This is a genomic window from Bradyrhizobium sp. 2TAF36, assembly GCF_052114925.1.
GTDB lineage: Bacteria > Pseudomonadota > Alphaproteobacteria > Rhizobiales > Xanthobacteraceae > Bradyrhizobium > Bradyrhizobium barranii.
The window spans coordinates 23865-36539 of sequence record NZ_JBFRFR010000009.1 but is presented as its reverse complement, the minus strand read 5'-3'; the positions used below and the strand labels follow the sequence as shown (position 1 = coordinate 36539).

The following is a 12675-nucleotide window of genomic DNA, read 5'->3' as shown; positions in this document are numbered from 1 at the left end:
GGGCCGGTTCGGAAGGTTGGTGGAAGCGTCGCGTCGGTCTGACGCGCGGTCACCTGCCCTGGATGAGCATGCCCAGCGGCGCGAGCGGACCGACTTGCATCAGCTCGTAAGTGGCGAAGCCGTGGGTGACGAGCGGCAGTGCTTCCACGGTCGCCTTGGCCTGTTCGAGGGATTCGACGTTCATCAGGAAGATCACGCCGGGCTTGTCCTGGCGAAACCAGAACTGCTCGATCTTCCCGTCGAGATAGAGCTTGAGCGTGGCCGGCACTTCCCTCGGCATGATCTGCTGCCGCTGCTCGGGTGTCGGTGCCTTGCCGATGTTACCGATGGCGATGACTTTCATGTGGGCTCCTTTGGATTGCTGCTTGTCAGTGGACGGCATCGGATCAAGGGCCTCCTGCAATGTTGGCAAAAACGCCATTTTTAGAGGCGTTTACGCCATCGATTCCTCGAGCGAACATCTGGAATAGCTTTGTTTGTTCAGATGATTGCTCTTATCTATCGATCGCGATGAAGGCCTTCGTTCCGGTTGCCGTTGCATCGCAAGCTAGGCTTGCTTCCGTTCGAACGGTAGTGTCGTAAACGACAACTTTGAGAGCGTTTCCGCCATGCGCATTCAATTGCTCGCCCTGGAGGGATTTTGGGACACCGGGCTGACCGTGACGCTCGATGCATTCACCATCGCCAACAATTTCGCAGCCGCTCAAACGGGCGGAGCGCCCCACTTCGATGTCTCAATTGTCGGCGTGCGGAAGAAGGTCCGATCCGGGCAGGGCTTTGCGATCCCCGTCAAATCGGTAACATCCGATCTGAAGCCGGACTGGGTCATCGTGCCGGCGTTGAATACGAGCCGGCCGGAACAGCTGATTCCGGCGCTCGACCGGCGCGATGTCAGAGAGGCAGTGAAACAGCTCCAGTCCTGGTACGCCGAGGGCGCGCGCATCGCCGCGTCCTGCATCGGTACCTTCGTGCTGGCGGAGGCGGGGCTGCTCGATGGACGGGACGCGACCACCACGTGGTGGCTGTCACCCTTGTTTCGCCAACGCTACCCCAATGTTCGTCTCGATGAGGCACGCATGCTGGTGACATCGGACCGCGTCGTCACGGCGGGCGCTGCGATGGGGCATCTCGATCTTGCGCTGTGGTTCATACGCCAGGCGAGCCCCGAGCTCGCGGCCGTCGTGTCGCGCTATCTGCTCGCCGACCTGCGCTCCCTGCAGGCGCCCTTCATCATTCCCAATCACCTCGCGCAGGCCGATCCGCTCATCCAGCGTTTCGAGCGCTGGGCGCGCGAACATCTCAAGCAAGGGTTTTCGCTGCAGGAGGCCGCCAGTGCGCTCGCGACGAGCGCACGCACCTTGCAGCGCCGGTGCGAGTCGGTGCTCGGTAAGTCTCCGCTCTCCTACTTTCAGGATCTGCGAGTCGAGCGCGCGCAGTCACTGCTGCATGGCAGCGGTCTCGACGTCGATGCGATCGCCGCCGAGGTCGGCTATGAGGACGGCGCGACGCTCCGGACGCTCTTGCGGGAACGGCTCGGACGCGGCGTGCGCGAGCTTCGCGCAAACCTGCGCTGAGGGTCCGCACCTACGGCCGAGCCTCGATCACGATCGCCTGAATCTTGCCTTCGACCGCTCCGGACCCATGGCGCGATCGGAGTGCCTCGGCGACGAGGTCGGTCGCAGCCTGAAGCTTGCTGGCATCCCTGGCCTCGATCTCGCTCCGCAGCGGCGTACCCTGGCAGAGCGCGATCGCGACATACTCGGCCGACGGCGCGCGGCTCACCGCAGCAAGCGTTTGGATCGAGATGTGGCGGAAGCCCGCTTGTTCCAGATCGGCTCTGATAATGGCCTTGTCGTGATAGCCATGCGGCGTCCGCACCATGAAACGGGGCGGATCATCGGGAAACATTTTTCCGAGCGCGGCGGTGGCGTCGTCAGCGAACACGTTCTCCTCGATGCGGTCCCAGACGTTGAATACGAACGTGCCTTCCGGTCGCAACACCCGCTTTGCCTCGGCATAGCCTTTGACGCGGTCGGGAAAGAACATGACACCGAACTGGCAGCAGACCGCGTCGAACGCGGCTTCGTCAAAGGGCAGGGCGGTGGCATCCGCCTGACGCCATGTCATGCGCGGGTCCTCACCCTGGCGCTGCGCCGCGATCGCGAGCATCGGCTCGTTGAGATCGGTTGCGACGTAACGGATGCCGGGAGGCAGCGCCGCGGTCACGGCCCGCGTAACGGCGCCGGTACCTGCCGCGGTTTCCAGTATCGTCGACGGGGAAAGAGCCGCGATACGCTTCGCGATGTCGGCGGCGTAGTGGGCAAAGATCAGCGGGACGAGATACTCGTCGTAGATTTTCGGAATCGAGCCGGCGAAAACCTTGTCAGTGTTGGACATGCTTGCCTCGCTGAAGGTTCGGACACGAGGTTCATGCTACCATGGATCGCGGTCGTACCGCATCTGCGGCCTCTTCCGGTCGCAATCCTGCGGTCGGATTTTAAGGTTTCGCTCCGCCGACTTCGCGGATCGGCCGCGTCCCGTCCCAGGTCATCGCCGCCTGCCGGACCTTCTCGAAGAACGGCCCCTTGGTGCCGCTGATGTCGGAGATTTCGATGATGGTTCCTGGATGGGCCTGCGTGTCGAAATAGGCAAAGCGTCCCTTGTCTCCGCCGATCTGGCCTTCATGGCCTATCCTGTAGCCGAGCCCGAGTGCCTTGTCGTAGAGCGCCTGATAGTCGTGGCTCCAGTAGGACATGTGCTGGAGGCCCTCGTGGCCGGCGTCGAGGAATTCCTTGTACAGCGAGGGCGCATCGTTGCGCTGCTGGATCAGCTCGATCTGGAGATCGCCGGAATTGGCCAGCGCAATGCTCATCTCGACCGCGGAGTCCTGGCCGCGATGGCGGAACCAGTCGGTCTTGACGCGGTCCATGTAGTACCAGGGGCCGACGCCCATCACCTCGATCCAATGCTTCATCGCGGCCCGGATGTCCCGCACGACGTATCCGTTCTGGCGCACCGCGCCGAAAATGCGGCTCATGCCCGCGCTCCCTTCTGATCGCTCGCGATCGTCACTTGACTTCGATGCCTGCGTCCCTGGCAACCTGCTTCCAGGCCGCGATGTCGCGGGCGTTGATGTCGCGCTGCTCGTCGCCAGGCACGTATTGCGGCGTGATGCCGAGCCCCAAAAGCTTCTCCTTCACCTCGGCATCGCCCAGCGCGTCCTTCAACGCCGCCGACAATTTCTGTGCGATCGGCGGCGCGAGGCCGGCGGGACCATACATCGCCCAGGACAGGCTGCGGTCGAACGGCACGCCCTGTTCCTTGTAGGTTGCGACGTCAGGCAGGCTCGGCGAGCGCTCGCCGCAGGCGGCCAGCGCCTTGATAGAGCCGTCCTTCACCAGCGGCGTCGCGGTCGCCATGTCGAGCGTCGCGAGCGAGATGTGGCCGCCAAGCAGGTCGCCCGCGAGTTTGGCGATGCCGTTGAACGGCACGTGATCCATCTTAATGCCGGTCTGCTGCATCAGGATTTCCGCACAGAATTGTCCGGTCGAGCCGACGCCCCAGCTGCCGTACTGGATCGGCTCGCCCTTCTTGGAAAGCGCGATCAGGCCCTTGATGTCATTGGCAGCAAAGTCTTTGGTCGCCACCAGCATGATCGAGGACGTCCCGATGCGTCCGATCGTCGTAAAATCCTTAATCGAATCGTAGGGCAGTTTTGGATAGATCGCCGGCGCCAGCACATGCGTGGTCACGCCGCCGACGGTGATGGTGTAGCCGTCGTTCGGCGACGCCGCGACCATCTGCGTGCCGAGTGTGCCGGCAGCACCCGTGTGGTTCTCGATATAGACGCCCTGTCCTAGCGTCTTGCCCATCTTGTCGGCGAGCAAGCGGCCGATCACGTCGCCGCCGCCGCCGGCCGCATAGGGCAGAAGCATTTTGATCTTGTGGGTGGGGTAGGCGGCAGGATCCTCGGCGCGTGCCGGCAGCGCCGCCGACAGCAATGCGAGCAACGACAGCGTGACGGTGCGCAGCATCATGATGGCTTCCCCTAATCCTCGAAATGAAATCTGTAGGCCTCGCCGTGCCGGATCACGCGCCCGGCGGTCGGCGCCGGAAAATGGCCGGTGAGCAGATAGCTCGGCGTGTCCGCGAGCTCCTCCAGCAGCGCCATCCGCGTCGCGACCGCCGCGGCCGGATCGATGTCGGCGGCATTCGACAGCCACGGCGCGGCGCACTGGATGGGATGGTGGATGACGTCGCCTGACATCACCGCATGATCGTGGCCGCCATTGAGGTGGATCTGCATGTTGCCGGCGGTGTGGCCCGGCGCTGGCGCAAAGCGTAAGCCTGCGTCGCGATCGCTGAACACGCGATGATCGGTCTCGACCAGCTCGGCGAGGCCGGCGGCGACGACCGGCAGCACGGAGTCCTCGAAAGAGCCGTGGTTGACCGGGCGTTTCGGCGCGGCATTGTGCGCGGCCTCGAAGTGGCGGTACTCCTCGCGTCCCATCAGATAACGTGCGTTGGGGAAGGTCGGCACCCAGCGGCCGTCGAGGAGCCGCGTGTTCCAGCCGACGTGATCGACATGCAGGTGCGTGCACATCACGAAGTCGACCTCTTCAGGGGCAACGCCCAGCGCCTGCATGTTGTCGAGGTAAGGCCGGTTGAGGTTGTCCCACGCCGGCACGCGCGGCCGCGGCTTGTGATTGCCGCAGCAGGTGTCGACGATGGCGGTCCAGCGCGGCGTGCGCACGAGATAGGAGTGGTGGCTGAGGATGAAGCGTCCGGTCTCCGGTTCGATATAGCGGTGATCGAGCCAGCTCCGGTTCTCCGCGATCACCTCGTCGGTGACGTTGGCGAACAGCCAGGTCTTCTCGAAGGCAAGCGAAGGGATCTCGCTGACGAGATCGATCCGCATGCTGCCGATCCTGACCTGCCGCATGGGCTCAGTTCTTCAGGAGATCGCCGAACGGCACCCAGCGCGTGCCGTCGAAGCGGATGAGCTGGAGGCTCGTCATCGGCGTGTAGTGCTCGGGCGAATTGTTCACCGCGGTGCCGTTGATCAGCATCGGCAGCTTTACGTCCTTGAGCGTCGTGGCCTGCTTCAGCACATTGGCGCGGGTGAGGTCGTTTCCGGACGCCTTCAGCACCGTCACCAGCGTCTGAGCGATAGTGTAGCCGTAGACGTTGAGCCAGTCGTTCTTGTTGGCATCCGGCAAATACTTGTCCATGAACGCCGGCCATTCCTTGTAGCCGGCATCGTCCTTCGATGCGGGATCGGTGGCGTCCTTCAGGTACTGGCTGGAGATCACGCCGGTGGAATTGTCCTTGCCGGCCGGCTCCAGCACGCCGCTGATCGAGGCCGAGACATTGGAGATGATGGTGACAGGCTTCCACCCGATCTCGCCGATCTTGCGGATCGCCTGCGCCGCGAATTTTGGCGTTGCCGCCACCAGCACGATTTCTGCGCCTGCGGTCTTGAGCTGCAGGATTTGCGTATCGACCGTCGGCGCCGAGGTCTCGTAAGCCGCGCGCGCGACAATGGCCTCGCCGCTGCCGAGCCCTTCCTCCAACGCCTTCAGATAATCCTTGCCGAGATCGTCGTTCTGGTAGAGCACGCCGATCTTCGCGTTGGCATGGCTCGCCTTGATGTACTTCGCGTAGGCGATCGCCTCGTCGCGATAGGTCGGCTGCCAGCCAACGGTCCACGGAAAGTTCTTGGGATCGTCCCATTTCGCGGCGCCAGAGCCCAGGAAGAGCTGCGGCACCTTGCGGTCGTTGAGATATTTGTGCACGGCGCTGTTGGTCGGCGTGCCGACGCCGCCGAAGATCAGCAGCACCTCCTCGCTCTCGACCAGCCGCCGGGTCTGCTCCACCGTCTTCGGCGGGCTGTAGGCATCATCGGCGATGATCATCTGGATGCGCCGGCCGTTGACGCCGCCGTCGTCGTTCACCTTGCGGAAATAGGCCTCCGCCGATTTCGCGATCTGCGCGAAGGCGGACACTGGCCCGCTCAGCGGCGCGGTGGTGCCGATCTTGATGGTCTTGTCGTCGGCGCCGGGATCGTATTTCGCGCTTTGGGCCTGAACGGCACTGGCTGCGAGCAGCGGCAACAGGATGCAGGCCGCACGAAGGCGAAGGCGGGCAAAGCGCGCCATGAGGTCGTCTCCCCAAAATTGCTCTCCGCCTCTCATTGGAGCGGAGTTGAAACGCGAGAACAGCGCCCGAAGCGGACTTGCGGGGCCGCGACCGCTGCCGCCAGACTGGCGAAACGAACGATCGTTCGTACGGTTGACTAGCGAACGATCGTTCGTTAGTCAAGCCAAATGGCTGTCCACACCTCCAGCGCGGCGGAAGCGGCTGCGCCCACGACCCGCGAGCGCATCCTCTCCGAAGCGCTCAATCTGTTCGCGCAGAGCGGCTATGGCGGCGCCTCGATGCGCGAGCTTGCGCGCCGCGTCGGCATTCGCGAAAGCAGCCTCTACAATCATTTCTCCGGCAAGGCCGCGATCCTCGAAGCGATCGTGGCCGAGCACGGCCCCGCCAGTTCGGCGAGCCGGTTGGAAGAGCCGCGCTACAAGCAGCTGGCGCGCCAGCCGGCCGCGTTCTGCCGTCAGTTCGCGCTTGATCTCGTCGAGCAATGGTCCGACCCGCGCGAGCACCAATTCCAGAAAGTAATCACCGCCGAGCGTAACCGCGTGCCCGGCATCCGCGCCAAATTCGCCGACCATTTTTACGCGCGCGAGCAGAGCATGATGACGGATTACTTTCGCGGTTTTGCGCTCGCCGGCTTGGTCTCGACACCCGATCCGCGCGAGACCGCGCGGCTGTTCGCGGCCGGCCTGATCTACATCCGCCTCGAGCATTACGTGATGGGCGCAGCACCTTCGCCGCGGCCGAAGGTGATCGAGGCGATCGACCGCTATCTCGCCTTTTTCCTGTCGCTGATCGCGGCGGGCAATGGCGAAGACAACAAGAAACGAAAACCCAAGGGAGAAACGCGTGGCAAGGCTGCCCCTGATTGATCCGGAGACGACGAGCGGCGATATCCGCGCCTCGTTCGACCGCATGCCGGTCAAGCTCAACATCTTCCGCATGATGGCCCATGCCGAGGCCAACATGATCCCGGCGATGCGGCTCGGCAATTCGATCCTGCACAAGCAGAAGCTCTCAGCCGTCAACCGCGAGCTTTTGATCTTGCAGGCCGCCCAGCTCGAGGGCGGCGCCTATGAATGGCGCCAGCACGTGCCGATCGCGATCGGGGTCGGCTGCACGCAAGGACAGATCGATGCGGTGGAGCGGGCTGACTACGATGCCGCCGGCTTAAGCGATGCTGAGCGCGCGTTGCTGAAGTTCGGCCGCGAGGTGGTCGAGAATGTTCGGGTGCCCGAGGCGACCTTCGCTGCCGCGCGAAGACACTTCAGCGATCAGGAGATCGTCGAAGCCATCGTCGCGCTCGGCTTCTATATGATGATGGCGCGCCTGACCGAGGCAACCGAAACCGATCTCGATCCCGCGGCCGGCATGAAGGTCTATGACGGCGGCAAGAAGTAGGGCGGCTGAGATGGCGGAAATCGATAGCAAGCCGGAACGTTACGTCCGTCCACCAAGCGCGGAGTCATTGGGCGAAGCGCCGGGCAGGGGACGCCTGAAGGGACGCCGTATCCTGATCGTCGGCGGCGGCCAGCGCGTGTTCGACGCCGCCACCGATCCAATCGGCAATGGCCGCGCCATGAGCATTTTGTGCGCACGTGAGGGCGCGAAGGTGGCGGTGGCAGATCTCAACCGGACGTCCGCACAGCAGACCGTCAAGCACATCACCGACGAAGGCGGCGAGGGTTTTGCCATCACTGCCGACGTCACGTCGGAGCCTGACGTCCAGCGCATGATCGAGGAGGCGCATCGCGCCATGGGCGGCCTCGACGGCATGGTGCTGAACATCGGCACCTTCGGCAAGACCGGCCTCGATGCCGTCAGCCCCGAGGAGTGGAACAGGATCTACGACGTCAACGTTCGCGGTCCCATGCTCTGTTGCCGCGCAGCGATGCCGAAATTCGACAATGGCGGTGCCATCGTCTTCATCTCCTCGATCGCCGCGCTGAAAGCGGGATCGCAGATGGCGGCGTATGATTCTTCAAAAGCCGCGCTCGGCGGCCTGATGCGCAACATCGCCCATCTCGGCTCGCGCCGCGGCATCCGCGCCAATCTCGTCTATCCCGGCCTCGTCGACACCCCCAACGGCCGCGAAGCCGGCGCCGGCCGCCCCAGCCGCGGCAAGGGCCACGTCCCCTTCGGCCGGCAGGCCACCGCCTGGGAGATCGCCTATGCCGTGCTGTTCTTTCTGTCGGATGAAAGCGTCTACGTCACCGCACAGTCGCTCGCGGTGGATAGCGGCCTGAGCGGAATGTAAGACGCCAGTACAATCCGGCGGCGCGGAATTCGATGCCCCGGCGAGCAGAGTCTCTCTTCATTGCGGCGAGGACGCAATCTTCGGCGTTTGCGATTCGCTCATCTGCTCAAGTGCCTCCAGGACGGCCTCGCAGGCCTTCTCGGCTTCGGCGAAGGTACTGAAGGGGGAGCCGCCAAGCTTGATCGCGGACTTGTTTTCTTCGACCGGTCGCCATGAGGCAACCAGGCCCGGCTTTCCGTGAAGGCCAGGACCGGTGCGGTTTTCGTTACTGATCACGAACGAAAATCCGCCGCTGCACGCCATCCAGATTTCAAGTTCATGCACCGGAGTCTCGACGCGCGTAAAGTGCAGGGTCATGTCTCTCTCCAGAGTTTGCTCCGCAGAATGGGCCACGGGCGCAAGCCGTCAGTTGTGCGAATCCCGGATAGCCGCAAGGTCCGAGGTCTCTGATCCCTCGTCTCTCCATGCCGTCAAATCGCCCGGGAGCAGAATGGGATCGCTCTCAACCCGCCTGTTGCGGCTGACCCCTAAGCCAATGAGCCCGCCCAATACCAACGCGGAGCCTGCAATGATCAACCAGTACGGCAAGTCCAACACGGGCATTGCAATTCTCCCACTGAGAGGAGCGCGTTACGCAATTGCCTGGCCGAGGCGCGAGCGGGTTACCTTTGGATAAGTGTCTGTATTATGCGGCGCTTCAAGCTTCGTGCAAGGTACCCAAAAGGGGTAGATTTCTGACCTAAGTTGCCGCCGGCGGGGGCAAGGGGAAGCGATCCGTCCCCCCAAATCTCGTCAAATCCGTCACCGAGAAGATAGGCAAGTTCGACAGCAAGGCTTTTGGTGCGGCCATGAAGGCTGACGGCCAACAATGCCCCTGACAAAGAGTGAGGTGCGCGGCCGGATGGAGCGAAGCGTCATCCGGGAGCACAGCCTCATCGCGCGAGCTGCCCCCGGCACTGCGTTGCGCTTCATCCGGGCTACGAACTGAGGCGCAAGCTCCGCACAATCGCGCGACGGGATGAAACTGCCGGGCAATTTTTGCAGCGTTGTGCGAAGTCCGCGCGCTACGACAAGGAAAGCCGACAGGAATCAACTGCGCTTTCGCTGGCACAAAAATTGCTGAATGTTTCCGCGCAATGATCACAGGAATTCGCGCCGTGACCAACGTCAGCTACACCGTTCCGCCGAACTGGACCGCAGGCTCCGACAAGACAGGCGCGAGCAAGAACAAGAATCCGAACGATCCGAACATGCTGACGACGGGCGCCTATGGCAGCGCGTTCGAACTGTTGCTCGACAATCGAACCAACAGCGACGGCACCACCACGGAGACGCTGACCTACAAGAGCTACAGCGGCAAGACCAACGGCACGTTCTCGGCGACGGCCGAGACGGGGACGGGAGCCGATCTCGGCAGTGCCTCCCAGGCCTTGCTCGCCACGCTTCAAGCCAATGGCGAGATGGACGACAAGACCGCCGCGCAGCTCGACGACGCCATGGGCAAGCTCGATACCCAATCCGAGAGCGGTGCCAAGGATGCCGAAGTGTCCGGCGGCGGCCTGCTGGTGCAGTCCGGCGGCCCGGTCTATTTCAACGGCATCTCGGCCTATCAGAACCAGATCGTGGATTCGCTCGTCAACGAGCTGAGCACCAGGCTGAACCTCGACGCCAAGGCGTGACGGCAGTTCATCGCTGGTGAAACCGGTTGGCAAAGCCGGCCCAACCCGCGCATGATGCGCGGGCGATCTCGGCCACATGCTTTCCCGGATAAATTCAAGACATGAAAACCACGCTGCTGAAGTCCGAAGACTACACCCGCTCGCCCTGGAAGAACGGCGGCGGCATCTTCACCGATATCGCGGATGCCCATCGCGCCGACGCGCCGGCGAAGGATTGGGACAGCCTGCTCTGGCGTTTTGCCTCGACGCCGATCGTGGCGCCCGGGCCCTTCTCCTACATGCCCGGCATCGACCGCCTGCAAATGGTCGTCGGCGGGCGTGGGCTGGTGCTGAAGTCGCCCACGCAGGATTTTGACGAGCGTGAACCTTTTACAACGGTGCGCTTCACCGGAGAGATGGAGATCGTGACCGCGCTCGAGGCGGGTCCCGTCGAGGTCGTCAACCTGATGGCCCGGCGCGGCGCGGCCGAGATCGAGTTGCTGGCACTCAGGGAACCCGGCGATCGGCCTTTGTCCGCCGGCACGCACCTGGTTTACGCGGTTTCCGGCGAATGCAGCATTCGTCTCAATAGCGAGGATATTGTCATTCCCGACGGCAGCACGCTGAAGGTCGAGCTGACCGAGGCGTCCAGATTGGGACTCGTCTCAGGGCTGGCGGTACTGGGCTCGATTCAGCTCGTCGGCTAGATGGCAACCGCCCGGCGGATGCGCATAATCCATGCACCTGGCTAGGTTGACGCAGCGGCGCCGGAACACGATATCTGCCCCGACAATGCCGACCGCCGCGCAAGGCACGATATGAACAGGCAGGGTATGACCGCGCCAGACCAAAATCGCCCCACCACGCTATCCGACGGCGTCGTCGACTGGCTGACCAACGGCACGAGCGACGAGCGCTTCATCGACAACATCTTTGCCGAGATGTGCATCCGCCTCCAGCAGGCGGGCATTCCGCTCAAGCGGTCGACGATGCACGTCCGGATCCAGCATCCGCAATGGCTCGGCGCCGCCTTCATGTGGTTGGATGGCGTGCGCGAGGCGAAGATCTCGCGGGTCGACTTCGATGTGCTCGAGCGATCCGAGTTCATCGGCAGCCCTGTCAGCGAAATGCTGGACGGTGCGAGCGAACTCCGCGAGAACCTCGAAGGCGATCCGTCGCTCGGCCGCAGGCACGCGGTCTATGACGAGATGCGCGCGAAAGGTCTGACCGACTACGTCGCCTGGCCGCTCCACCACACACTCGGTAAGCGCCATCTCGTCACCTTCGCGACCGATCGCCCCGGCGGCTTCGACGACGCGCATCTGGTTGCGCTCAAGAACGTGCTGCCGGTGCTGGCGCTGGTCAGCGAGATCCGCGTCAAGAACCGCCTGGCGCGAACGCTGCTCGAGACCTATGTCGGCTCCCATGCCGGCGAGCTCATCCTGGCCGGGGCCACGCGGCGCGGCACCGGCACGACGGTGCGTGCCGCGATCATGATCTGCGACCTCCGTGACTTCACGAAGATCTCGGACAACTGGCCGCGCGACGACGTCATCGATCTCCTCAACGACTACTTCGACGCGATGTCGGAGCCGATCGCGCGGCACGGCGGCGAAATCCTGAAATTCATCGGCGACGGCCTGCTCGCCATTTTCCCGCTCAGCGGGCCCGGCGCCTGCGCAAACCTGCTGCGCGCCGTGACTGAAGCCCGGCAGGCTATGGCCGCGCTGAACGAACGGAACAACGGGACCGGCCGCGCGCCGCTGAACTACGGCATCGGCGTCCACGTCGGCGACGTCATGTACGGCAATATCGGATCGTCCAGCCGGCTCGACTTCACTGTCATCGGTCCCGCCGTCAACATGGCCTCCCGTCTCGAAGCCCTGACCAAGCAGCTCGGACGACCGGTGCTGCTCTCGCGCGCCTTCGCCGAGCTGGTCGAGCGGGAGTTCGAGCTCGAGCATGTCGGCAAATACGAGGTGCGCGGCTTCAGCGATCCGATCGAGCTGTTTGCGTTTCACGGCTGAGGCGGCATGCTCGCCGCAGCCGTCCGGTTGAAATCTCGCTGACGCAAGATTGCCGATGACCCGCGCGCCACCGATTGCGCGGCGTGGCGGAGAAATCCTGATCCTCATCGGCCACGGCCAGCTTGCCATCGTCCCGCACACCCCGGCATCTCCGAACGACGGTCGCCATCGCCGCCCGTCATGGCCTCGATGTGCCGTGATTGACGGTGCATGCGTGCGTCGCCGTGACGTCGATCCAGTTCCGGAATCGGGCGATCGCGCAAACGCGCAATCGTCGGGGTGCGTCCCCTGCGCGCGATGGAAGTCGTGCTTATGGGCAATATCGGACGCGTTGTTGAAAGATATGTTCGCGCAGGACGCCTAGGTTGGGTTCACTGGCGGCGTTGCGAACGGTGCCGCAAGATTTGGTCGAGGACAGTCGATGCGGCTGCCTCGATGCAACAGAAAAGGTGATCGACACATCGGACGCGACCACAAGAGGAGACGACAATGCCAAACTGTTCCCAAGTTTCTGGAAGTCGAACCGCTCGCTGTGCCGCGTGCGACGGTAAGTTTGGCCTAGTCCGCTACTACTCTTGGC

Annotated in this window: 14 protein-coding genes; 7 read left to right on the top strand and 7 right to left on the bottom strand. The window is 63.5% G+C overall.

Annotated elements, in window-relative coordinates:
* Nucleotides 1-49: 49 nt before the first annotated feature.
* Nucleotides 50-343, bottom strand: a complete 294-nt coding sequence (locus AB4Z51_RS06500; RefSeq protein ID WP_085403325.1) for a hypothetical protein — start codon at nucleotides 341-343, stop codon at nucleotides 50-52.
* A gap of 265 nt (nucleotides 344-608) precedes the next feature.
* Between AB4Z51_RS06500 and AB4Z51_RS06495 the strand changes: the two genes are divergently transcribed.
* Complete coding sequence (locus tag AB4Z51_RS06495) at nucleotides 609-1574, top strand: GlxA family transcriptional regulator (RefSeq protein ID WP_135215555.1); 966 nt, start codon at nucleotides 609-611, stop codon at nucleotides 1572-1574.
* A gap of 10 nt (nucleotides 1575-1584) precedes the next feature.
* Here the strand turns inward: AB4Z51_RS06495 and AB4Z51_RS06490 are convergent, their stop codons facing one another.
* From AB4Z51_RS06490 to AB4Z51_RS06470, 5 genes are all read right to left on the bottom strand, one after another.
* Nucleotides 1585-2397 carry a class I SAM-dependent methyltransferase gene (locus tag AB4Z51_RS06490; protein ID WP_085403265.1) on the bottom strand — a complete coding sequence of 271 codons (813 nt, stop codon included), beginning with the start codon at nucleotides 2395-2397 and terminating at the stop codon, nucleotides 1585-1587.
* Nucleotides 2398-2497: 100 nt separating this feature from the next.
* Nucleotides 2498-3037, bottom strand: coding sequence for a VOC family protein (locus tag AB4Z51_RS06485; RefSeq protein ID WP_135215556.1), 540 nt, complete (start codon nucleotides 3035-3037; stop codon nucleotides 2498-2500).
* 31 nt (nucleotides 3038-3068) lie between these two features.
* Nucleotides 3069-4037, bottom strand: coding sequence for a Bug family tripartite tricarboxylate transporter substrate binding protein (locus AB4Z51_RS06480; RefSeq protein WP_167768140.1), 969 nt, complete (start codon nucleotides 4035-4037; stop codon nucleotides 3069-3071).
* Between the two features lie 11 nt (nucleotides 4038-4048).
* Nucleotides 4049-4942, bottom strand: coding sequence for an MBL fold metallo-hydrolase (locus tag AB4Z51_RS06475; protein WP_085403268.1), 894 nt, complete (start codon nucleotides 4940-4942; stop codon nucleotides 4049-4051).
* A 4-nt stretch (nucleotides 4943-4946) separates the two neighbouring features.
* A complete protein-coding gene (locus AB4Z51_RS06470) occupies nucleotides 4947-6158 on the bottom strand; it encodes an ABC transporter substrate-binding protein (protein WP_441497173.1) in 1212 nt (403 codons plus the stop codon).
* A gap of 168 nt (nucleotides 6159-6326) precedes the next feature.
* On the opposite strand from AB4Z51_RS06470, the gene AB4Z51_RS06465 reads away from it, so the two are divergent.
* From AB4Z51_RS06465 to AB4Z51_RS06455, 3 genes are read left to right on the top strand one after another with little or no spacing between them, the layout of a single operon-like run.
* Entirely contained in the window at nucleotides 6327-7025 is a 699-nt protein-coding gene (locus AB4Z51_RS06465; RefSeq protein WP_085403270.1) for a TetR/AcrR family transcriptional regulator, read from the top strand.
* Nucleotides 7003-7554 carry a carboxymuconolactone decarboxylase family protein gene (locus AB4Z51_RS06460; protein WP_085403271.1) on the top strand — a complete coding sequence of 184 codons (552 nt, stop codon included), beginning with the start codon at nucleotides 7003-7005 and terminating at the stop codon, nucleotides 7552-7554. Before AB4Z51_RS06465 ends, AB4Z51_RS06460 begins: the two co-directional genes overlap by 23 nt.
* Nucleotides 7555-7564: 10 nt before the next feature.
* On the top strand, nucleotides 7565-8410 hold the full coding sequence (locus AB4Z51_RS06455; RefSeq protein ID WP_085403272.1) for an SDR family NAD(P)-dependent oxidoreductase: 846 nt from the start codon (nucleotides 7565-7567) through the stop codon (nucleotides 8408-8410).
* 57 nt (nucleotides 8411-8467) lie between these two features.
* Here the strand turns inward: AB4Z51_RS06455 and AB4Z51_RS06450 are convergent, their stop codons facing one another.
* Nucleotides 8468-8767 (bottom strand): hypothetical protein, encoded by a 300-nt coding sequence (locus tag AB4Z51_RS06450; protein WP_085403273.1) that lies wholly within the window; start codon nucleotides 8765-8767, stop codon nucleotides 8468-8470.
* A gap of 800 nt (nucleotides 8768-9567) precedes the next feature.
* Between AB4Z51_RS06450 and AB4Z51_RS06445 the strand changes: the two genes are divergently transcribed.
* The 3 genes from AB4Z51_RS06445 (at nucleotide 9568) to AB4Z51_RS06435 (ending at nucleotide 12095) form a co-directional block, all read left to right on the top strand.
* A complete protein-coding gene (locus AB4Z51_RS06445) occupies nucleotides 9568-10089 on the top strand; it encodes a hypothetical protein (protein ID WP_135215557.1) in 522 nt (173 codons plus the stop codon).
* 101 nt (nucleotides 10090-10190) lie between these two features.
* Nucleotides 10191-10775 carry a HutD/Ves family protein gene (locus AB4Z51_RS06440; RefSeq protein WP_085403276.1) on the top strand — a complete coding sequence of 195 codons (585 nt, stop codon included), beginning with the start codon at nucleotides 10191-10193 and terminating at the stop codon, nucleotides 10773-10775.
* Nucleotides 10776-10901: 126 nt separating this feature from the next.
* Entirely contained in the window at nucleotides 10902-12095 is a 1194-nt protein-coding gene (locus tag AB4Z51_RS06435; RefSeq protein WP_441497172.1) for an adenylate/guanylate cyclase domain-containing protein, read from the top strand.
* Nucleotides 12096-12675 lie beyond the last annotated feature (580 nt).